18 protein-coding genes are annotated in these 20,099 nt (G+C 65.5%); 3 read left to right on the top strand and 15 right to left on the bottom strand.

The genetic code is table 11. The annotated features are described in order from the left end of the window. The 4 genes from PRN20_RS15440 to PRN20_RS15425 form a co-directional block, all read right to left on the bottom strand. A complete protein-coding gene (locus tag PRN20_RS15440) occupies positions 1-3,177 on the bottom strand; it encodes an alpha-mannosidase (protein ID WP_273958435.1) in 3,177 nt (1,058 codons plus the stop codon). A gap of 5 nt (positions 3,178-3,182) precedes the next feature. Then, the gene (locus PRN20_RS15435; RefSeq protein ID WP_273958434.1) at positions 3,183-3,998 is read right to left on the bottom strand and encodes a carbohydrate ABC transporter permease; all 816 of its coding nucleotides are present in this window, start codon (positions 3,996-3,998) and stop codon (positions 3,183-3,185) included. Then, on the bottom strand, positions 3,998-4,888 hold the full coding sequence (locus PRN20_RS15430; protein WP_273958433.1) for a carbohydrate ABC transporter permease: 891 nt from the start codon (positions 4,886-4,888) through the stop codon (positions 3,998-4,000). The genes PRN20_RS15435 and PRN20_RS15430 overlap by 1 nt, the downstream gene beginning before the upstream one ends. Positions 4,889-4,979: 91 nt before the next feature. Further along, complete coding sequence (locus tag PRN20_RS15425) at positions 4,980-6,302, bottom strand: extracellular solute-binding protein (protein ID WP_273958432.1); 1,323 nt, start codon at positions 6,300-6,302, stop codon at positions 4,980-4,982. 281 nt (positions 6,303-6,583) lie between these two features. On the opposite strand from PRN20_RS15425, the gene PRN20_RS15420 reads away from it, so the two are divergent. After that, positions 6,584-7,630 (top strand): LacI family transcriptional regulator, encoded by a 1,047-nt coding sequence (locus tag PRN20_RS15420; RefSeq protein ID WP_273958430.1) that lies wholly within the window; start codon positions 6,584-6,586, stop codon positions 7,628-7,630. Between the two features lie 40 nt (positions 7,631-7,670). On the opposite strand, the gene PRN20_RS15415 is transcribed toward PRN20_RS15420, so the two are convergent. The 4 genes from PRN20_RS15415 to PRN20_RS15400 all read right to left on the bottom strand — a co-directional run bounded on the left by PRN20_RS15415 (position 7,671) and on the right by PRN20_RS15400 (position 11,968). Further along, positions 7,671-8,138, bottom strand: a complete 468-nt coding sequence (locus PRN20_RS15415; RefSeq protein WP_273958429.1) for a hypothetical protein — start codon at positions 8,136-8,138, stop codon at positions 7,671-7,673. 301 nt (positions 8,139-8,439) lie between these two features. Continuing rightward, positions 8,440-9,390, bottom strand: a complete 951-nt coding sequence (locus PRN20_RS15410; protein ID WP_273958428.1) for a substrate-binding domain-containing protein — start codon at positions 9,388-9,390, stop codon at positions 8,440-8,442. Between the two features lie 51 nt (positions 9,391-9,441). Then, positions 9,442-10,446: an ABC transporter permease gene (locus PRN20_RS15405; RefSeq protein ID WP_273959033.1), complete on the bottom strand. Its 1,005-nt coding sequence runs from the start codon at positions 10,444-10,446 to the stop codon at positions 9,442-9,444. Beyond that, on the bottom strand, positions 10,427-11,968 hold the full coding sequence (locus tag PRN20_RS15400) for a sugar ABC transporter ATP-binding protein (RefSeq protein WP_273958427.1): 1,542 nt from the start codon (positions 11,966-11,968) through the stop codon (positions 10,427-10,429). The genes PRN20_RS15405 and PRN20_RS15400 overlap by 20 nt, the downstream gene beginning before the upstream one ends. A 205-nt stretch (positions 11,969-12,173) precedes the next feature. Here PRN20_RS15400 and PRN20_RS15395 point away from each other — a divergent pair, with 205 nt between their 5' ends. After that, positions 12,174-13,193 (top strand): LacI family DNA-binding transcriptional regulator, encoded by a 1,020-nt coding sequence (locus PRN20_RS15395; protein ID WP_273958426.1) that lies wholly within the window; start codon positions 12,174-12,176, stop codon positions 13,191-13,193. A 3-nt stretch (positions 13,194-13,196) separates the two neighbouring features. Here the strand turns inward: PRN20_RS15395 and PRN20_RS15390 are convergent, their stop codons facing one another. Both PRN20_RS15390 and PRN20_RS15385 read right to left on the bottom strand, forming a co-directional pair. Further along, complete coding sequence (locus PRN20_RS15390) at positions 13,197-13,919, bottom strand: copper homeostasis protein CutC (protein ID WP_273958424.1); 723 nt, start codon at positions 13,917-13,919, stop codon at positions 13,197-13,199. Beyond that, the gene (locus PRN20_RS15385; RefSeq protein ID WP_273958423.1) at positions 13,916-14,821 is read right to left on the bottom strand and encodes an ROK family protein; all 906 of its coding nucleotides are present in this window, start codon (positions 14,819-14,821) and stop codon (positions 13,916-13,918) included. The genes PRN20_RS15390 and PRN20_RS15385 overlap by 4 nt, the downstream gene beginning before the upstream one ends. 44 nt (positions 14,822-14,865) lie before the next feature. Between PRN20_RS15385 and PRN20_RS15380 the strand changes: the two genes are divergently transcribed. After that, positions 14,866-15,870, top strand: a complete 1,005-nt coding sequence (locus tag PRN20_RS15380; protein ID WP_273958422.1) for a LacI family DNA-binding transcriptional regulator — start codon at positions 14,866-14,868, stop codon at positions 15,868-15,870. Positions 15,871-15,923: 53 nt separating this feature from the next. Here PRN20_RS15380 and PRN20_RS15375 read toward each other — a convergent pair whose 3' ends face one another. Genes PRN20_RS15375 through PRN20_RS15355 form a run of 5 tightly spaced genes read right to left on the bottom strand, consistent with a single transcriptional unit; the run spans position 15,924 to position 19,741 of the window. Further along, positions 15,924-16,715, bottom strand: coding sequence for a transporter substrate-binding domain-containing protein (locus PRN20_RS15375; protein WP_273958420.1), 792 nt, complete (start codon positions 16,713-16,715; stop codon positions 15,924-15,926). A gap of 20 nt (positions 16,716-16,735) precedes the next feature. Then, positions 16,736-17,653 carry an isoaspartyl peptidase/L-asparaginase gene (locus PRN20_RS15370; protein ID WP_273958418.1) on the bottom strand — a complete coding sequence of 306 codons (918 nt, stop codon included), beginning with the start codon at positions 17,651-17,653 and terminating at the stop codon, positions 16,736-16,738. Between the two features lie 7 nt (positions 17,654-17,660). After that, the gene (locus tag PRN20_RS15365) at positions 17,661-18,395 is read right to left on the bottom strand and encodes an amino acid ABC transporter ATP-binding protein (RefSeq protein WP_273958417.1); all 735 of its coding nucleotides are present in this window, start codon (positions 18,393-18,395) and stop codon (positions 17,661-17,663) included. A 3-nt stretch (positions 18,396-18,398) separates the two neighbouring features. Further along, complete coding sequence (locus PRN20_RS15360; protein WP_273958416.1) at positions 18,399-19,070, bottom strand: amino acid ABC transporter permease; 672 nt, start codon at positions 19,068-19,070, stop codon at positions 18,399-18,401. Beyond that, on the bottom strand, positions 19,070-19,741 hold the full coding sequence (locus PRN20_RS15355; RefSeq protein ID WP_273958415.1) for an amino acid ABC transporter permease: 672 nt from the start codon (positions 19,739-19,741) through the stop codon (positions 19,070-19,072). Before PRN20_RS15355 ends, PRN20_RS15360 begins: the two co-directional genes overlap by 1 nt. Positions 19,742-20,099: the final 358 nt, after the last annotated feature.

Here is a 20,099-nt window from a genome sequence, read left to right as displayed (position 1 = left end):
TCAGTCGGGTTCGAGCCTCACCGTAGCGATCTCGAATGGCCTGAGGTTGAGCGTGATGGTGTTGTCGGTCACCTCGACCGGCTCTCCGCCCTCCTCCATCAGGTTGACCAGCTTGGCCGAGCGGATCGGCACGCCGAACGAAATGGAGGCGTTGGCCCGGGCGTTGGCGTGCTCGAACACGCGAAGGACCAGCGCGTCGCTCTTCTCGGCCTTTTTCACCGTCTCGAGCGTCACGTTCGGCTTGTCGACCGACGCGAAGGAGAAGGTTGCCGGAGTGGCGGGGCCATCGGAGATGGCCGACGCGTCGCCGAACACTGCGACCGGGTTGTTGAAGCGCTCCGCAGCGACCGGAACGTCAGCAAAGTCGCGGAGGCCGTCGTGGACGAAGAGTGCGTACTTCAGCCGGTGCTCGCCGCGGTCAGCCTCGGGGTGCGGGAAGGTGGCGCCACGGAGCAGCGTCAACCGGACCAGTTGCTCGACGGCGTCATAGCCGTACTTGCAGTCGTTGAGCAGCGCCGCGCCGAAGTCGGGCTCGCTGATGTCGACCCAGCGGTGCATGCTGGCTTCGAAGCGGGCCCGATCCCAGCTGGTGTTGCGGTGCGTGGCGCGCGTCACATGCCCGAACTGGATTTCCGAGCGGATCTCCGAGACATTGAGATCGAACGGGAACTCCGCCTTGAGCACAGTCTGCCGTTCCTGCCAGTCGACGAACGTATCGAACTCGACCTGGCGGGCGCCCGCCTCGAGCGAAACCACCTGCACGATGCGCGACTTCTGGTACCTGCGCTCGATGCGCAGGGCAGCGCGATACGGGCCAGTTTCGACTAGCTCAATCTTCGCCTCGCCCGCCGATAGTCGCCAGGATTGCTCCTCGAAGTAGCGATCGATGTCCCACGCATCCCAGTTGAGGGGCTTGTCTTCATAGGCGACGAGGCGGTTCGCCGCTTCGCCCGCAGCGATGAGTTCGCGCCCGTGCCGCTTGTCAAAGGCCGAGGTGATCTCGCCCTTCTTGTCGAACGTGACGCGGACGAACTCGTTCTCGAGATGGCCCGTGGAGGCCGAGAGAGTCGACTTCGGGCCCCCCGCCCCGACGACGAGCGAGGCTGCGGCCCAGCCGAGCGCCGGAACGCTGGCCGGCGCGCCCAGCGTAGCTGTGCCGTCGGCGGAGACGAGCGCCTGCAGCGGCAGCGTCTCGCCGCCCTGGGTGAGGGCCGCGCCTTCGGCTGCGCCCTCGATCCGGACCAGAGCTTTGTCTCGGGCATGGCCGGTGAAGTTGAAGAGCCGCAGCGTCCCGGCGCCTGTCGGAGCAACGGCGCTTGCGGCGCTGTGCCAGGGGCCGTTCTTTGAGCCGAGCGTCGAGAACAGCATGCCGTACTCGGCGTCGGAATCCTCGTAGACCTCGGGAATGGAGGTGCCCGGCAGGATGTCGTGGAACTGGTTGATCAGCACCAGTTCCCAGAACTCGTTGAGCTTCTCGCTGGGATATGGCGTGCCGCTCCGCATAGCCATGGCGCTGAGGAACTCGAGCTCGCGCAGCAGCCGCTCGGCCTTGCGGTTGTTGGCCTTGTTCTTGGCGACATTGGTGAGCGTGCCGCGGTGGTACTGCAGGTAGAGCTCGCCGTTCCAGGTCGGAAAGCGCGTGGCGTTCTCGTCCATGCGCTTGCCGAGCCGATCGAGGAACGGACCGATGCCCTCGAGCTTCACCTTGGGGGCGCCGGGGATGCCGCGCTCGAGGCGCATGCCGCGCTCGATCATGGCCCGGGTCGGGCCACCGCCGCCGTCACCATAGCCGTAGCAGACCAGCACTTCGTCGTTCACCGCCTTCGGCTCGTAGCGCTTCCAGGCCCCCATCACCTCGCTCACCGAGAGGTCCGAGTTATAGGTGGTGAAGATCCGGTCGCTCTCGAACCGCTGGGCGGTGATCAGTTGCGCCTTGGTCCTGGTGCCGTCGATGCCGCGCCAGAAAAACGTGTCGTACGGGTGCCGGTCGGTGTCGTTCCAGCTGAGCTTCGATGTGACGAAATACTCGAGGCCGGAGCGCTCGAGGATCTGAGGCATGTTGGCGGAATAGCCGAACGTGTCCGGCAGCCACACGGTCTTGGGCGTGACGCCGAAGTGCTCGATGTGAAAGCGGCGCCCGCGCATGATCTGGCGGACCATGGACTCGCCCGAGACTATGTTCGCGTCGGGCTCGACCCACATTGCGCCTTCGATCTCGAACTGGCCGGTCTTCTGCCGGGCGACGACGCCCTCCCAGAGCTCGGGATAGTCGCGCTTGAGGAAGTCGAAAAGCACCGACTGGTTGTACATGAAGACGAAGTCCGGGTACTCGGCCATCAGGTTGAGCACGGTGGCAAAGCTTCGGCCCGTCTTGTCGCGCGTGTGCATCACCCGCCACAGCCAGCCGACATCGAGATGGGTATGGCCGACGGCGGAAATGGTCGGCTGCACCTCGGTATCGACGAGCTCGTAGATTTGGCCGGCGATTGCCTCCGCCGCATCGAGGGAGGCCTCGAACTCAGGCGTCACCCCGTCGCGCCGGTCCATGGCGCGCAGCGACTTCTCGACGAGGTTGAGCACCGCGTGGCGGCGCGCATCGGTCTGCGGCAGGCGGCTCGCGACCTCGAGCGGCGTCATCAGGTCGAAGTAGAGCTTTTCGGCGCGGGCGTGCCGAACCATCAGCTCAACCTTGAAGCCGACGAGCGGACGATCGAAAAAGGTGAAGGCGTTGACGAGGAGTGTCCGCTTGGTGCCGGGAACCGCGTCACGGGCGATAACCAGCTCGTTGTGATTGCCGTCGATCGCCTGCGCGATCCTGCCGTCGAGATAGGCGAGGCACTGCGGATCGGTCGTGCCGGGACGATCCTGCCACTGCGAGGTGAAGCGCAACACGAACGTCCTGCCGCGCGCCGCCTCGGGCACGGTGACCTCGGCGGCGAACCACGTATGGCCCTGCTTCTTGGCCCAGACAGTGGTTGGCGTGAACTCGGGCCAGCTGCACCAGTCGGCGGCGAGGGCTGCCGCGGCATCCATGTCGGCCGGCTGGTAGCGCCAGGCGAAATCACCAGCGATCGGCGTCAGGATCTTGGCATGCAGGTCCCTGCAGAGGCGGAAGAGCTTCTCCTCCTGCTTGATGTCGTCATCGAGCAGGCCCAGCCTGGAAGAAAGCGCGTTCATTTGAACTATCCCTTTACACCCACGCCCGCGAACCCCGTGTTGAGGTTCCGCCGGAGCAGGAAATAGACGCCGATAGCCGGCGCGGCGTAGACGATGGAGAAGGCGGCGAGGAAGCCGTAATCGATGGCGCCCTGGATGCCGAAGGCGGCATAGAGGCCGACCGACATCGGGAACCCCGCCTCGGTGCGCGAAAAGATCAGCGGCAGCAGGAACTCGTTCCAGGCGCCGGTGAAGGAGAAGAACCACACCACGGCGAGGCCCGCCCGCGACAGGGGCACGACGATCTGGGTGACGATCTGCCAGAGCGTCGCGCCTTCGACGTAGGCGGCCTCCTCGAGCTCGATCGGCACCGTGTCGAAGAAGTTCTTCAGCAGCAGCAGCGTGAACGGCAGGTTGAGGATGGTCAGCGCGATGACCACGCCGAAGTTGTTCAGCCCACCAAGCCAGCGCGCGGTGAAGTAGATCGGCACGATCACGCCAGCCGCCGGTAGCAGGCGCAGCAGCACCAGCGTCCAGAGGAACGCGTTCCGGCCCGGGACGCGGATGCGCGACAGCGGATAGGCCGCGGCGGCTCCGACGAGGGTGGTCAGCGTCGCGGTGGCGGCGGCAATGAACACCGAGTTGAGCAGCTGCTGGCCGGCCATGCCGCTCAGCGCTTCCGCAAAGTTGGCGACGCCGAACTGCTCGGGCAGGCGCAGCAGGTTCTTGGCCCGGTCGTCGAAGGCGGTGAGGATCAGCCAGGAGAATGGACTGACCCAGATAACCGCCGCGAAGGCCAGCGCGACCGAGGTGAGCCGCGAGTGCATGGTATTGCTCGCCATCACTTGGGCTCCTTCATCATGCGCAGGTAGAAGATCGAGAGGAACCCGACGACGAGGAGCATTGCGACGGAGATGGCCGCGCCATAGCCGAGCTTACCGATGCCGAAGCTCTGGTTGTACATGAACACCGGCAGCACCTCGGTCTGCCGTCCCGGTCCGCCGCCCGTCATGGCGTAGATCAGCGGGAAGTAGGTGAAGGTCCAGATCGTGATGAACAGCAGGTTCGTCGCGATGTGGTGCCGCAGCATCGGCAGTATGACGAGGTAGGTGCGCTGCAACGCCGACGCGCCGTCCACCTTGGCGGCCTCGATGGTCTCGCGCGGAATGGAGTCGAGGGCCGCCGAGAACAGCAGGTAGGACCATGCGACGCCCTTCCAGATATTGGCGATGATCACCACCGGGAGCGCGAACTGGTTGATGAAGTTGACGGACGACAGGCCCAGCGGCTTGACGACCAGCGTGTTGACGAGGCCGTTGTCGGACAGGGTCGAGGACCACAGGAACGCGGCGACGACATCGGGCAGCAGCCAGCCCAGCATGATCGCGACTTCGAAGGCCGTCTTGAGGCCGGAGTAGTTGTTCCGCATCGCGACAGCGAACAGGAAGCCCAGCACGCTCTGGCCGACGATGGCGGAGAAGAACGTGAACAGGATGCTGGTCCACAGCGAATCCAGGAAGCCCTTGCGGGTGAAAAGTCGGGCGTAGTTGTCGAGCCCGATCCATTCCCAGTTGATCGACCTGGGGCCGACCAGCTCGAGGTTGGTGAAGCTGAACGCGATCACCCAGACGGTGAAGTAGATCAGCGCCAGGATGAGGATCAGGGCGGGCAGCATGGCGACGATCGTCAGGCCGCGCCCGGAGGCTAGCCACGGTGGTGCGCTGGCTTTCATTGCGCTCGGGTCTCGCTGGTACGTGCCGGGTAAGCGGCGGCACCGGACGCTTTATGCGCCGGGTGCCGCCGTCCGCCGGGAGGTCGGACTGCTACTCGTAGGTGATGACGTTCTCTTCGCCGAACTCGTCGACGAGCGAGGCGTGATACTCGTTGATCGCGTCATCGACGCTGGCACCATCGAGGATCGAAGCGGTCATCTGCTGCACCAGGGCCGAGACCTTCTGGTAGCCCGGATAGGTGTCGCGACCGGTCGTTTCGGCGGCGAGCGCCGTCGCCTTGGCGAGGTACGCATCCGACGTGTAGGCCGGGTCTTCCGAGATGTCCGTGCGGACCGCCATGCGCTTGTTGCGGACCGTCCAGTCGATGAAGTTGGCCTTGTCGAAGATCGAGGTCAGCAGCTTGAAGCCGGCGGCCTTGTCTGCGGCCTTGGAGTTCAGGGCGATGGCCCAGCCGCCCGAGATATTGGTCGACGTGCGGGTACCCGGCTCGCCGGAGCCCGGCCACGGCGTCCAGCCGACGATGGCGTTACGCTCGTCCTGGCTCGGGATGCCTTCGCCCGAGCAATCCCAGAAGCACGAGTTCTCCCACGAGCCCGAGGCGACGATGCCGGCCTGGCCGGAGGTGATGGCTTCACGCACGGCTGCGCCGATATCGGTGGCATAGTTGATGGCCGAGGTACCGAGCTTCTTGTCGACATAGACGTCGTGATAAAGCTGGGCGGTGCGGCGGAGGCCCGGGCTGTCGCCCACCCACTTGCCGGCAGCCCAGTCACGCAGGCGGTTGCGGCCAGCTTCCGGAACGTCGGCCCCGAGCAGAGCCATGTAGAAGCCCTGCATGGTGGCGGCTTCGCCCTGCTTGGTGCCCGCAGGGAGGATGAAAGCGTTCTCGATGCCGGTGGCATCCTTCACCTTCTGGGCGGCGTCGAGCACCTCGGCCCAGCTTTTGGGCTCCCACGGCAGCGCGATGCCGGCCTTCTCGAGATTGGCCTTGTTGTACCACAGCATGCGCACGTCTGTGTCGGTGGGCAGCGCGTAGACCTTGCCGTCGTAGGAGACGACATCGAGCAGGCCCTTCATGTAGTATTGGTACTGGTCCCAGCCCTTGGCCATGTCGTCGAGCGGCTCGAGGTAGCCCGACGAGGCGAGCTCGGAGACCATGAAGCTATCCACGGCGACCACGTCGGCTGCCGAGCCCGAGGCGAGATCGAGCGGGATGCGGGTGTCGAAGCCCTGGTTGGGCAGCTTGATCGCCTCGACCTTCTCACCGGTGGCCGCCTCGTAGGCGGCGATGCCGGGCTCGACCAGCGAGGCAAGCCACTCGGCATAGGCGATGCTCACCGCCTGCGCTGGCATCACCGCAGCCGCCAGCATCGTCAGCGCAGCGGCTGACGACAGCAAAGTCCTCTTCAGCATGTGTCCCTCCTCCAATGTTCGGCGTCGCAACCGTCATGCGCCGGCTGCGCGGCACCTCCTGAGTGCGGGCAAAGCTAAGCGCATTTATTGTAACGTTGCAATGCATGCGATGTAGAATGTGGAACGGAGCACCTGTGGTGGAAAGATTCGCTGATACTTCAGTCTATTACTAGGCGCCGAGCAGCCACACCCAGAGCATGCAATCGTTTGCATCGATGCAATTTTCTGCCGTTCCGTTCGGGCTGGCGTCAGTGTATGAGGGGGCGGGCTCAGGCGTGGACATGACGAAGAAAATCAACCGGAGCGAGAAGGCAGCGCGGCGGCCGCATGGCAAGCGGGCGACGCTCAAGACCATTGCCGAGATCACCGGCCTCAGCCTTTCCACCGTCTCCCTGTCGTTGCGGGGCGGCGCGGCGCTGAAGGAGGAGACGCGGCGGAAGGTGGCCGAGGCTGCGGCGTCGGTGGGCTACATCCCGGACCGCGCCGGCGTGCGCCTCAGGACCGGCAAGACGAACGTGATCGCCCTGGTGCTCGATGGCTCGGACGAGGCCATCGACTTCGCACGCCACATGATCCGCGGCATCGGCGAGGCGATCGGCGGCACGCGCTACCACCTGACCGTGATGCCGGAGTTCGACCGGACCCGCTCGGTCGAGACGATCCGCTACATCCTAGAGAACCGCACCGCCGATGGGGTGATCATCACCCACACGGGCGCGCGGGATCGGCGGGTGCAACTGATGATGGAGCACGACTTCCCGTTCGTCTGCCACGGGCGGACGGAGTTCTTCACTCCCCACCCCTTCCACGACTTCCATTCCGAGACGTTCATCGAAATGGCGGTGGAGCGGCTGGCGGAAAAGGGCGCGCACGAAGTGCTGATGTCGGTCGGCGACGACACCACCAACAATTACCACAACATCATCACGACCTTCGATCGCATGACGGCGCGGTTCGGTCTCAACGGCCGTGTGGTCGTGCAGAACGGCATCCGCCCGGCATCGGCGGAGATGCGCCAGTTCGGCCGCGATCTCGCAGACCAGCCCAATCGCCCCGACGGCATCATCTGCGACAGCGAGACCCGCGCCATCTCGATGCTGTGCGGCCTCGAGGATGGCGGCGTCCTGCTGGGCCGCGATCTCAACTTCATCTGCAAGCAGACTTCGGACATTCTCTCGACCGTCTTCCCGGGCGTCGACACGATCGAGGAAGACGTTTACGCGGCCGGGCTCGAACTGACCCGGCTGCTTCTCCGCCGCATCGAAGGCGAGTCCCCCGAGATCCTGCAGACGCTCAGTGAGCCGGTCGCCCACTGGCGCAGCCGCTAGGAGCGCTGACGCAGCTGCCCCTGCCTTCGGCGCTGCTCCGCTAGCGGAGGCGGAAGAGGACGGGCGGGATCACGGTAGCGTCGTCGAGCAGGTGCCGCCTGCCGGTCGCGGCAAACAGCTCCTCCTCCACCTGCTCGATGTGATCGAAGCCTTCGGCGATGAGTTGCCACATCTCGAGGGCCAGCGGACGCAGCTCGGGCCACTGCGTTGCCCGGATCGTGTGCAGCCAGATCATGGCGACGGCCGCGAGAGCGTCCTGCCCTTCCTTGCGGAGCCTCTCGATGAAGGCACCCAGCTCGGCCATTGCCTTGGGGCTCTTGCGCATGACGGAAGGGTCACGAAGGTCCCAGCCATGGCCATGGAGCATCCGCAGGCGCAGGTCGTTGGCGGCGGCAGCCGCCGCGCCAAGGGTGCGCGCATCCCTCGGCAAGGTTTCGAGAAACTGGGCGAGGTCGCGCGTATGGGCTTCCACCACCCAGTCGCTGAGCTTGCGCTTGAACCAGTTCACCTGTCCGATCGATCCTCATGCTGCTGCAGTTGCCAGCAACCGCGCAGTCACAGTCGGACACGGGGCGCTGGCGCATAGTTCCGTACCAGAACAAATGCGGCCACAATGCGTGTGGTTGATAAATCGTTAACGCGGGAGTGACAGGCGCCAGGAGTTCGAGGCAGCGCTACTTCACCATCGTGGCCAGCACCAGAGCGCCAATCGATGCCTGGCCGCCAAACGAAGGAGCGGGCCCCATGACGGGACCCGCTCTCATGGTCATGGGAGGCGCAGGTACTGCGCCTCCCGGTGTCGAACTACCTCAGAACGGGCTCTCGGCGTCGATGTACTCGGCCGCGTTTTCCTTGGTGATCAGCGTCGAGTCGAGGATGTAGCGGCCCGCCACCTGGATGCCGCCGGTGAAGTGCGACGTCGTCAGCTCGATGGCCGTGGCAATCATCGCCGGGCTGTAGCTCACGTCGACCGGGACGAGCTTGTCGCCTGCCGCCACGCGCTGCAGCATCTGCTGCATGCCCGCGCCGCCGACGATGAACATGTCGTTCTCGCGGCCGGCCTGCTTGATCGCCTCGATGGCGCCCAGCGCGATGTCGTCGTCCTGCGCCCACACCGCCTTGATGTCGGGGAAGCGGGTCAGGAAGTCCTGCATCACCTTGAAGCCGTCATCGCGGTTCCAGTTGGCGAACTCGTCGTCCAGCACCTTGATGTTGGTGCCTTCGATGCCCGCAACGAAGGCGTCGAAGCGCTGCTGGTCGATCGGGATCGGCAGGCCGCGCAGGATCACGATGTTGCCGCCCTCGGGCAGCGCCTGCTTGAAGTACTCGGCCGAGTTGGCACCGAGGCCCGGATTGTCGCCGGCGACATAGAGGTTCTCGACGCCGTTGATCGACAGCTGGCGGTCGACGACGGTGACGAACTTGCCGGCATCCTTGACCTGCTTGATGGCCGAGGTCATCGCGTCCGGATCACCCGGCAGGATGACGAGCGCGTCGATGTTGCGGGTCGACACCATGTCCTCGATGTCGGCGATCTGCTTGGGCGCGTCGGGCGCCGAGGCGAAGACGAAATCGACGTTCGGGTAGGTGGTCTTGAGCCGCTCGATGGCCTGCTGGGCGAAGTAGTTGACGCCGCCCGTCCAGCCGTGGTCGGCCGCCGGCACGGAGACGCCGATGGTCACCTTGTCCTGGGCGACGGCGACACCGCCGAGGCTGCCGGCGATAACTGCCGCGGCCAGCATGGATTTCACCAGTTTCATTCGTAGTCCTCCCAAAATGCCCTTTGATGGGCGATGCGAACGCGCAGTCGCTCAGGCGCTGCGGCGGCCCCGCTGCAGCAGCACGGCGAGAATGATGATGACGCCCTGGAAAGCCCCGTTGAGGTACGGGCTGATGAAGCTCTGCAGGTTGAGGATGTTGCCGATGAGCCCCAGGATCACGACGCCCACCACGGTGCCCCAGATCCGGCCATAGCCGCCCTTGAGCGTGGTGCCGCCGATGATCACCGCAGCGATCGCCTCGAGCTCCCACAACACGCCCGTCGTGCTCGAGGCCGAGCCGAGGCGCGGCACGTAGAGCAGCACCGCGACGGCGACCAGGACGCCCTGCAGGATGTAGGTCAGCAGCCGTACGTTATCGACGCTGATCGAGGAGTAGCGTGCGACCTGCTCGTTGGAGCCGATGGCGGCGCAGTAGCGGCCGAAGGCGGTGCGGCGCATGACGATCTCGCCGCCGATCGCCACGAGGGCGAAGACGATGATCGGCCACGGCACGCCCAACAGGCCATCGTAATAGACCGGGCGGTAAAGGTCGGCGACCTGGAAGTTCAGCGAGAGCGTGCCGCCATCGGCGAGGAAGGTCACCAGCGAGCGGAAGATGCCCATGGTGCCGAGCGTCACGATGAACGCCTCGATGCGCCCGCGGGTGATCATCAGCCCGTTGCCGACGCCGGCTGTGCCACCGAGCAGCAGCCCGGCCGCCATGCCGATGAGGACGACGCCCCAGGTGACGCCCATCGAGGGGATGAGCGAGTTCATCACGATGATCATGATGCCCGCGATCACCGCAGCCATCGAACCGACCGACAGGTCGAGCCCGCCAGCGGTGATGACGAACGTGGCGCCGATGGCGATGATGCCGATGAAAGACGAGCGCGCGAGAACGTTGGTGAGGTTGTTGTAGCTGAGGAAATTCTCGTTGAGTGAGATGCCGAGGATCACCAGCAGCAGCAGCGCCACCAGCGGTCCGACAGTCTTGAGGTCGAGGCGAAAGCCCTTGGTCGGCTTGGCCGATATGTCAGGCGCTGATGCGCTCATCATTTCCACTCTGCTTGATGCCGGCGGCGTACCGCATGATTTCTGCTTCGGTGATCTCGGCGCCCTCGAGCAGGCCGGCGAGGCGCCCTTCGCGCATGACGACCACGCGGTGGCTGAGCCCGATCACCTCCTGCATCTCGGACGAGATGACGATGATCGACTTCCCCTCGGCGGCAAGGGCCGCGATGATGTGGTAGATTTGCTGCTTGGTGCCCACGTCGATGCCGCGCGTCGGCTCATCCATGATGATGATCTCGGGCTCGCTCTCCATGGTCTTGCCAAGCATCAGCTTCTGCTGGTTGCCACCGGAGAGGCGGCCCACGGCGACGGAGGGATCGCGGGCCCGGATATCGAAGCGGCGCACCGCACGCTCCAGCGCACTCGCCTCGCTCGCGCTGTCGAGGAAACCGAACTTGAGGTGCTTCTTGAGCGTCAGCAGCGTGAGGTTCGGCTGCAGGCCCATGTTGAGCAGCAGTCCCCTGCCCTTGCGGTCCTTGGTCATGTAGGCGAGGCCGGCCGCAACCGACTGGGACACGCGGGTGAAACTGATGGGCTTGCCGTTGATCTCGACCTCGCCCCCCGTCTTGTGGCTGAGGCCCGCTATCGCCTCGGCTACCGCCGTGCGCCCCGAGCCGATGAGGCCGGCAAAGCCGAGAATCTCGCCCTTCCGCAGGTCGAACGAGATGTCCTTGACGCCAGGCGCGCGGAGTTCGCGCACTGCGAGCACGACCGGCGCATCGACATCGGGCTCACGCTTGGGCGGGTAGAGGTTATTGAGCTCACGGCCGACCATCATCTGCGCCGCCGAGTCCGGTGTCAGCGCCGCTGCGCTCACGGTGGCGATCAGCTGGCCGTCGCGGAGGACGGTGACGCGCTGCGCCAGCTGCATGACCTCGTCGAGCTTGTGGGAGATGAAGATGACGGCGACGCCTCGCGCCGTAAGGCGACGGATCTGCTCGAACAGCGTCTCCGTCTCGCCCACCGACAGCACCGCCGTCGGCTCGTCCATGATGAGCACGCGCGCATCGCGGCTGATCGCCTTGGCGATCTCGACCATCTGCTTGTCGGCGACCGACAGCGTGCTGATGCGCACGTCGGGATCGACATGCACATGCAGGCTTTCCATGATGTCGCGCGCCTTGTCGCGCATCTGGCGCACGTCGAGGAAGCCGAAGCGCCGGATCTCGCGGCCGAGGAAGATCGACTCCGCCACCGTCAGGTGCTCGGCGAGGTTCAGTTCCTGGTGGATGAGCACGATGCCCATCGCCTCCGCCTGCCCGTCGGCCGGCAGCGTGACCGGCTTGCCGTCGAACATCACCGTGCCTGAGCTCGGCTGCTCGATGCCGGAGAGAATCTTGATGAGGGTCGACTTGCCGGCCCCGTTCTCGCCGATGAGTGCATGGACCTCGCCGCGCTTCACGTCGAAATCGACGCTGAACAGCACCGGGACGTCGTTGAACGACTTCGAGATCCGGCTCGCCGCAAGGATTGGCGGCGCTGATGCGTCAGCGGCATCCGTCATGTCGTGAGCCCTCCCCCGAAAGCGGCCGGTTTGCCCGTGCTCTGCCTCCGTACCGAGCGATGTAAAGGTTTTCATGATCTATGTAAAGGTTTACATGGCAGGCTAATCGTGTAGCTTCGGCGCGCGATGACTGGCGAAACCCACGCCTTCTGATAAACCCGACTCAGGGGACCACCGCGCCTGGAGGCGGTGGACGGAGCGCCGCGTGCAGCACCAGAAACTGGCTACGATTGAAGACGTTGCGGCGATTGCCGGCGTTTCCATCGCCACGGTCAGCCGCGCCATCAACGAGCCCACCAAGGTCGCCGACGAGACCCGCCGCAAGGTCAACGACGCCATTGCGCGGACGGGCTACACCACCAATGCCATGGCCCGGTCGCTGCGCATGCGGCGATCCAACATGATCCTGATTCTGGCGCCCGATGTCGGTGACCCGAACTTCTCCAACATCCTCGTCGGGCTCGAGACCGAGGCGAGCAAGCGCGGCTACGGCGTGCTGATCGGCAATACCCAGAACGACCCCGAGCGCGAGACCGACTATCTCCGCTTCATCAGCTCGAACCAGGCGGACGGGCTGATCCTGCTCACCGGGCACCTCCCCTTCGGTCACCAGCATGGGCCCGAAACCCGTCTGCCACCGATGGTGGCCGTCAACGAGCCGGTGCCCGGCAGCGACGTACCCTTCGTCGGCGTCGACAATTTCGAGGGCGCGCGCCTCGCGGCCGAGCACCTGATCTCGCAGGGACATCGCCGCATCGCCTTCATCGGCCGCTCGACCAGCCGCGCCGTCAGCCAGTTGCGCGAGCGCGGCTACCGCGCAGCGCTCGAAGGCGCCGGGATTGCTGTCGACCCCCTGCTGATCCTCGATGGCGACGGCACGACGGAGAGCGGCCGGCAGGCGGCCGAGCACATGTTCGTGCGCGATGTGCTGCCCACCGCCTTTCTCTGCGTCAACGACGCCACGGCGCTGGGTGTCATCATCGCCCTCAACACGCGCCGCTACGACCTGCCCCGCCAGTTCTCGGTGATGGGCTTCGACGACATCTCGTTCGCGAGCTTCGTCACGCCCTCGCTGACCACAATGAAGCAGCCCCGCCTCAGGATCGGAGAGGCCGCCATGGACATGCTGCTGGGCCTGCTCGAGGGCAACCGCCCGGACCGCAACGAGATCCTGCTGCGCAGCGAGCTCATCGTCCGCAACTCGGTGAGTCGGCCGAACCAGTAAGCGCTATCGACCTGAGGCTGCCAGTGCGGCCTTGAACGCGCCGACGACCGCGCGGTCGGTGGCTCGACGGGTCTTCGCCGCAAAGCCCAGGCGAACCGCACCGGACGCGGACTCGCCAACACTGGCGGCGCACGAAGAATGAACCTCATCGACCGGAGCCGCGGCGAGAAGCTGCGCGACATTGTCGGGGCGAAGGCCTGAGCCGGCCATGATGACGACGCGGCCGCGCGCCGTCGCATGGGCGACGGCGATCTGGTCGATCCCCTCGAGTGCTGTGTGCGCGCCGCCTGAGGTGAGGATACGCTCAACGCCAAGCCCTACCGCTGCTTCGGTGGCCTCGGCAAAGTCGGGCACGAGGTCGATGGCACGATGGAGGGTCGAGCCGAGACCCGCCGAATGCGCCAGCAGCTTCTCGAGCAGCGGTACATCGAGCTCGCCACTGGACCGGTTGGCCCCGATGACCACACCGGCGAGGCCAGCCGCTCGAACGGCATCGATGTCGCGCAGCATCGCATCGACATCGGCCTCGTCGAAGACGAAGTCGCCGGAGCGCGGGCGGATCATGGCATAGGCCGGTACACCCGAGGCCGCGGCGAGCGCCATCACGCCGGGCAGCGGCGTCAGCCCGCCCAGTTCCAGCGCCGAGCAAAGCTCGATGCGGTCGGCCCCGCCGGCGACGGCCTCGATCAGGCTGCGGGGGTCGGCCACGCATACTTCCAGTTTCATGAGAGTCCCCCAAGGGTCGCGGCGCCGATCAGGCCGGGTTCTATAGACAGCTGTCCGGGCACTACCAGCGGCGCGTCGGTCCTGCGCAGGATGCGCCTGCGCACTTCCTCGTCGAGGCGCGCGATCAGGCGCGTGGCCTTCGAGAGGCCGCCGCCAACCGGCACGATATCCGCACCGACCACGTTGACGACCAGCGCCAGAGGCTCGGCGACGAGTTCGAGATAGTAGGCAACCGTGCGGGCAGCGCGGGCGTCGCCCCGCTCCCATGCCTCGATGATCGCAACGCTATCGAGCGTCTCGCCGTGGAAATACCGGTGCAACCGCTCGATGCCGCGCGCCGCGCCGACCGTATCGAGGCAACCAACCTGTCCACATCCGCAAGGGAGACGCGGCAGATCGACCGGCGGATCGCCGACGCGCATCGCCGCAATGGGACCGTGGCCCCATTCCCCGGCGATACCGCCGGCCCCGACGATCATCCGGCCCTCGATGACGAGCCCGCCACCCACCCCGGTGCCCAGAATGGCGCCAAAGACGATGCGATGCCCCCTGCCCGCCCCGACCACCGCTTCAGCGAGCGCGAAGCAATCGGCGTCGTTGGCGACCAGCACCGGCCGACCCAGCCGCTCGCTGAGCTCGGAAGCCAGTTTACGGCCGTCGATACAGGGAATGTTCGCGCACTTGATGATGCCGGTGACCGGATCGATGACACCGGTGATGGCGATCGAAACGGGCGAGCCCGCTGGTGCCGGGCTCAGGGCCACGACCTCGCCGACTGCCGCCACGAAGGCCTCCCAGTCATTGAGCGGGGTACCCAGGCGGCCGAGCATCTGGAGGTCGGCAGCGCTTCGCGCAACGGCGCCCTTGATGCCCGAACCGCCGATGTCTAAGCAGGTAATCATGCGTTTGAGGCGCCCGGTTCGGTGGATGTTGTGAAGGTGCTGCAATGAACGACGATGCGGCATCGGGAGCCAAGGTCACCATTGCCGACGTGGCGCGCGTGGCCGGTGTGTCCAAGGCCGTTGCGTCGCGCGCGCTCTCGCCCCAGCCGCGCCCGGTCTCTGCCGACAAGCGCGAGCGTGTGCTCGCTGCAGCCAAGAGCCTCGGCTTTCGCGTCAACCTCCTGGCGCAGAGCCTCACCACCAAGACGGTGAACCTCGTCGCCGTGGTGGTGAACCATATCCACGACCTGTCCGATCTTGACCTTTTCGACCGGCTGCTGGCCGATATCCAGGCCGTGGGCAAGCAGGTGATCCTCATCCGCGTCGGCTCGGTCGACAAGGTCGATGAGTTCCTGCGCCGGGGCGTCGCCTACCATGTCGATGCCGCGCTGGTGTTTTCCGATTTTGCCGATGCCGCCACGGTGCGCCGGATGTTCCGCACCGACCACGTCATCATGCTCAACGCCCGGCACGACCGGCTCTCGCCCGCCATCATGCCCGACGAGGCGCAGGGCATCGGCGAGGCGGTGGCCGACGCGGCCAGGAAGGGCGTCAGGACAGCGATCCTCGTGACCGGCCGCGCCACGTCGCTGATTGAGCAGACGCGCGTCGCCTCCTATCGCGAGGCGCTCACGCGGCATGGCATCGAGCTGATGAAGCTTGTCCAGGGCGACTACTCATATGTCAGCGGGCACGCCGCAGCGGCCGAGTTCGCAGGCGAGGCACTTCCAGACGCCGTGTTCTGCACGTCCGATGCCATGGCCATGGGTATCTTCGACGTGTACCGCGAGCAGTTCGCCAACAACAAGCCACGGGCCTTCCGTCTCTACGGCTTCGACGATCTCTCGCTGCTCGACTTCGACGCCTACCCCATCGCCTCGATCGGCTACGACAAGGCCGTCTATGTGCAGGAGATGGTGCGGATGATCTCGGACCCCGAGAACTTCACGCCCGGTCGTCCGCCGGTAGTGGTGCCGACACGCTTCGTGTCTCGCGCCAGCGCCGGCTGAATGAGATCGGGGCCGCATTGCTGCGACCCCGAACGCTCAGGTCTGGCGATCGATTACCAGATGGGATTGAGCTGCGGCGGGTTGGCGGTCTCGCCCCACCACTTCTTGTAGTTCGCCGCGTAGGCGCCCGACTGGATGTAGTCGGACACGAACATGTCGATCCAGCGCACGAATTCCGGGTCGCCCTTGGCGACGGCAATGCCGATCGGATCGTTGGAATAGAGGCCCGGGATCGTCACCAGCGTGGGGTTCTGGGTGGCGAGGTAGTCGAGCAGCGACGAGTCCTCGATGGCCGCATCGACGCGCTTCTGCTGCAGCTGCAGCACGCCATCGGGCGCGAACTGGTCGACATAGACGAGCTCGGCAGTCGGCACGGCGGTCTTGAGGAACGTCTCACCGGTGGTGCCGCGACCAACCACGACCTTCTTGCCGGCGAGGCCTTCGAGCGTGGTGATGCCCGAGTCCGCCTGCACGATCACGCGCAGACCAGCGCGGTTGTACGGGATCGAGAAGTTGACGGACTTGGCGCGCTCGAGCGTCGCCGAGGTGTTGGCGACGACGATATCGAGCTGGCCCGAGACCAGCATCGAGACGCGGGCGTCGCCCGACACGTCGGTGAACTCGACCGGCACGCCGAGCTTGGCAGCCAGCATGGTGGCGACGTCGACGTCGTAGCCGACCGGGTTGTTCTGGGCATCGCGGAAGCCGATCGGCTCGCCGCCCAGCGACACGCCGATGCGGACCACGCCGCGCTGGCGGATGTCGTCGATCATGCCGGCCATGGCCGGGACAGCCGTACCGGCGACCAGCGCCAGCGCGGCAATAGCAGTCAGGATGCGCTTCATCTTCATTCCTCTCCTGTGGATCAAGCAGTCTTCGCAGGACGGAGCTCAGGCTCCGCCATCGAGTCATCCCAGAGCCAGTAGCGGATCTCGCCCTCGCACCGGAAATTCACCACCTCATGGTTCCCCTTGGCGTCGACGGCGTGGATGACCACCCCGCCGAGGAACCCGCCGCCCAGTTCGTCCAGTTCCTCCACGGCGAGTTTCACCGCGTCGGAAAGGGAGTGGCCGAGCTTCATCGCGAGCACGATCGTGCGGGCCGTGCCGCAGCGCATCGTCATCTCGCCGGTATGTGTGCAGGCGGCCGCGCCGTAGCGGCTATCGGCATAAAAGCCGGCGCCGGGGATCGGGCTGTCGCCCAGCCGGCCGGGATACTTCCAGGCCCAGCCGGACGTCGACGTCGCCGCATGGATGCCGCGCCCCGCGTCGGCGCTGAGGAACACCGTAGTGTCGCGCACGCGCTCGGGATCGGTGATCGTCTTGAGCAGCGGCGCCAGCGGCACGTTGGGGAAGTGCTCGACATCCTCGAGGCTCATTTCCTTGACCAGCCGCTCCCACCACACGCGCTTGCTGTCGTCGAGCAGCATGTCGTCGACAGCGAAACCGGTTTCAGTCGCAAAGCGTCGCGCGCCGTCGCCGGTCAGCATGACGTGCGGCAGGCGCTTCATCACCTCGTGGGCGAGCCTTGCCACCGGCATCGTGTTGGGCACCGCGCCGACCGAGCCGATTTCGCGCGTGTTGCCGTCCATGACGGCCGCATCGCACTCCATGAAGCCAAGGATATTGGGCCAGCCGCCGTATCCGACGCTGCGGACGCGCGGATCGGCCTCCACCTTGCTGATCCCTTCGACCATCGCGGTGAGACTGTCAGCGCCGGCCTTCAGCATCTCGACGCTGGTGGGAAAGCCGGGCCAGGCCTCGGCATTGGCGAGCAACAACATGGAACGACTAGTCTTTCCGCATTTTGGAGAGGAACTGGGCGACGCGCGGTTGCGCCAGGCCGCCCTGGGAATCGAAGAACTGTTCTGTGGGCAGGTCGACGATCAGCTTGCCCTTCTCGAGGAAGACGATGCGGTTCGAGATCTGCCGCGCGAATTCGATCTCGTGCGTCACGAACACCATCGTGGTGCCACTCCCCGCGAGCTTGGCGAGGATCGCCAGGACTTCGGCCGTCATCTCGGGATCGAGCGCCGACGTGACCTCGTCGAGAAGCAGGTAGCGCGGCTTCATGGCGAGCGCCCGGCAGATGCCGACGCGCTGGCGCTGGCCACCCGAGAGCTGCGATGGATAGGCGTCGGCACGATCGCCGAGCCCCACCGAGGTGAGAAGTGCGCGGCTCTCGGCTTCGACCTCGGCGCGCGGGCGCTTGAGTACTTCGACCGGCGCGAGCGCCACGTTCTGCAACGCCGTCATGTGCGGGTAGAGGTTGAACAGCTGGAACACCGTGCCCGAGCGCTTGCGCGCCTCGGCCAGTTCCTTGGGCTTGGCAACGTCGAACTCGTCGACGGTGATGCGGCCACCATCGAGCTTTTCGAGCCCGTTGATGCAGCGGATCAGCGTGGACTTGCCCGAGCCGGACGAGCCGAGAATGGACACCACCTCGCCCGGGTTGACCGTGAGGTTGACGCCGTCGAGCACCGTGGCGGCACCGAAGGACTTCTTGACGTTTTCGACTTTGAGCATCGCTTAAAGGCCCCGGAATGCGCTGTGCGCGCGGAGGCGCTTCTCGAGTTTGGCGCCCAGCATCGCGACGAGCTTGGCGGTGAGGTAGTAGAGGATGCCAACCACGGTCCACACGATGAACGGCTTCAGCGTCCTCAGGTTGAGGTTGGCGCCGATCTTGGCGAGATCCATCACGCCGATCACCGAGATCAGCGAGGTGACCTGCAGCTGGTTGACCAGCAGCGCCGTCAGCGGCCCGATGGAGAAAGCGGCCGCCTGCGGCGCAATCACATGGCGCAGCACCTGCCAGCGTGAGAGGCCGAAGACGCGCGCTGCCTCGATCTGGTCGCGGCCGATCGACTCGATGGCCGACACCGCGATCACGTAGACGAAGGCGGCCGTGTTGGCCGAGAGCGTGATGACCGCGGCCTCGACCGGGGTCATGTTGACCTTGAAGAAGGCCGGAAAGCCGAAGAACACCAGGAACAGCTGCACCAGAACGGGCGAGTTCTTGAGGACTTCAGCAACGAACGTCACGACCTCTGTCAGCACCGGCACGCGATAGAAACGGATAACGCCCCAAAGCGTGCCGATCGCGAGCCCGATCAGCGAGGTGACGAGGAAGAGCCCGATGGTGACGCCCAGCCCCTGAGCCAGCAACCACAGATCGAAGGGAGTGAACTCGGTATAGCGCATCAGCTCACCCGCTCCTGCATGTCACGGTTGAGCCAGCGGTGAAGCATGCTCACGCCGATCGAGACGAGGTAGGTGAGCGCGGCATAGACCACGAGCAGAACGACATAGACCTCGAACGGACGGAACGTGTCCGAGGCGACGATCTTGGCATTGCCGGTGAGCTCGTTGAGAGTGATGGTCGAGAGCACCGACGAGGTGAGGATCATGTTGATCAGCACCGAGCCCAGCGGCCGGACCGAGGTACGCAGCGCAATCGGCAGCACGATCTTCGTGAAGGTCACGCGGCGCGGCAGCCCGCTGACCTCGGCCGCTTCGAGGATGCCGTTGTCGATGGCAAGGATGCCCGCGCGGATGGCGTCGGAAGCATAGGCGCCACCTGAGATCGAGAGGGCGATGACGCCGGTGGTGAAGGCGTCGATATAGATGCCGATCTCTGGCAGCCCGTAATAGAAGAAGAAGAGCTGGACGATGAAGGGGACGTTGCGGAAGAGGTCGACATAGGCAAACGCAAGCCCGTTCACCCACTTGACCTGCGACGTGCGCGCGATGGCGACCAGCATGCCCAGGATGACGCTACCGATCAGCGCGAGCCCGCAGACCTCCGCCGTCAGCAATGCCCCCTCGGCAAGAAAGCCGAGATGAGGACCGAGGATGGTCAGATCAATCCGCAACCGCTCATTGCCCCGCGTTGAAACCGGTTTCACAATTCCGTCGAAATGTCCGCGAGTCAAGTGCCGCTGTGGATTTCGCTCGCTTAAGCCGGCATCAGGAGTTGGCCGGGCCTCGGGCTCGTCAGGGGGCCATGTGTCAATCCAATGACTTAGCGCCACACCTCCGGCACAACCCTTCGGGCCGAGGGCATCGCCCGCTGCCTCGATCTGCTCTGGTATGAGGTGTGTACGATTCCGCACCCCCGTGCGGCTCAAACGGTTCGGAGCATAACGGGGACATCACGAGATATGGCACAGCATGGGCGTGCATAGGATACTCGGGTCCTGTGCCCTTAGGCTGCTCCCTCCCCCACCAGAC

The sequence above is a fragment of the Devosia sp. ZB163 genome (assembly GCF_028613635.1).
In the GTDB taxonomy this organism is placed as follows: Bacteria; Pseudomonadota; Alphaproteobacteria; order Rhizobiales; family Devosiaceae; genus Devosia_A.
Note: the sequence above shows the minus strand (reverse complement) of the source record. Positions and strands in the feature narration are given on the sequence as shown.

Coding starts and splice junctions, on each gene's coding strand:
- PRN20_RS15440 (WP_273958435.1), bottom strand. CDS start 3,177: ATGAACGCGCTTTCTTCCAGGCTGGGCCTGCTCGATGACGACATCAAG.
- PRN20_RS15435 (WP_273958434.1), bottom strand. CDS start 3,998: ATGGCGAGCAATACCATGCACTCGCGGCTCACCTCGGTCGCGCTGGCC.
- PRN20_RS15430 (WP_273958433.1), bottom strand. CDS start 4,888: ATGAAAGCCAGCGCACCACCGTGGCTAGCCTCCGGGCGCGGCCTGACG.
- PRN20_RS15425 (WP_273958432.1), bottom strand. CDS start 6,302: ATGCTGAAGAGGACTTTGCTGTCGTCAGCCGCTGCGCTGACGATGCTG.
- PRN20_RS15420 (WP_273958430.1), top strand. CDS start 6,584: ATGACGAAGAAAATCAACCGGAGCGAGAAGGCAGCGCGGCGGCCGCAT.
- PRN20_RS15410 (WP_273958428.1), bottom strand. CDS start 9,390: ATGAAACTGGTGAAATCCATGCTGGCCGCGGCAGTTATCGCCGGCAGC.
- PRN20_RS15405 (WP_273959033.1), bottom strand. CDS start 10,446: ATGAGCGCATCAGCGCCTGACATATCGGCCAAGCCGACCAAGGGCTTT.
- PRN20_RS15400 (WP_273958427.1), bottom strand. CDS start 11,968: ATGACGGATGCCGCTGACGCATCAGCGCCGCCAATCCTTGCGGCGAGC.
- PRN20_RS15390 (WP_273958424.1), bottom strand. CDS start 13,919: ATGAAACTGGAAGTATGCGTGGCCGACCCCCGCAGCCTGATCGAGGCC.
- PRN20_RS15385 (WP_273958423.1), bottom strand. CDS start 14,821: ATGATTACCTGCTTAGACATCGGCGGTTCGGGCATCAAGGGCGCCGTT.
- PRN20_RS15380 (WP_273958422.1), top strand. CDS start 14,866: ATGAACGACGATGCGGCATCGGGAGCCAAGGTCACCATTGCCGACGTG.
- PRN20_RS15375 (WP_273958420.1), bottom strand. CDS start 16,715: ATGAAGCGCATCCTGACTGCTATTGCCGCGCTGGCGCTGGTCGCCGGT.
- PRN20_RS15370 (WP_273958418.1), bottom strand. CDS start 17,653: ATGTTGTTGCTCGCCAATGCCGAGGCCTGGCCCGGCTTTCCCACCAGC.
- PRN20_RS15365 (WP_273958417.1), bottom strand. CDS start 18,395: ATGCTCAAAGTCGAAAACGTCAAGAAGTCCTTCGGTGCCGCCACGGTG.
- PRN20_RS15360 (WP_273958416.1), bottom strand. CDS start 19,070: ATGCGCTATACCGAGTTCACTCCCTTCGATCTGTGGTTGCTGGCTCAG.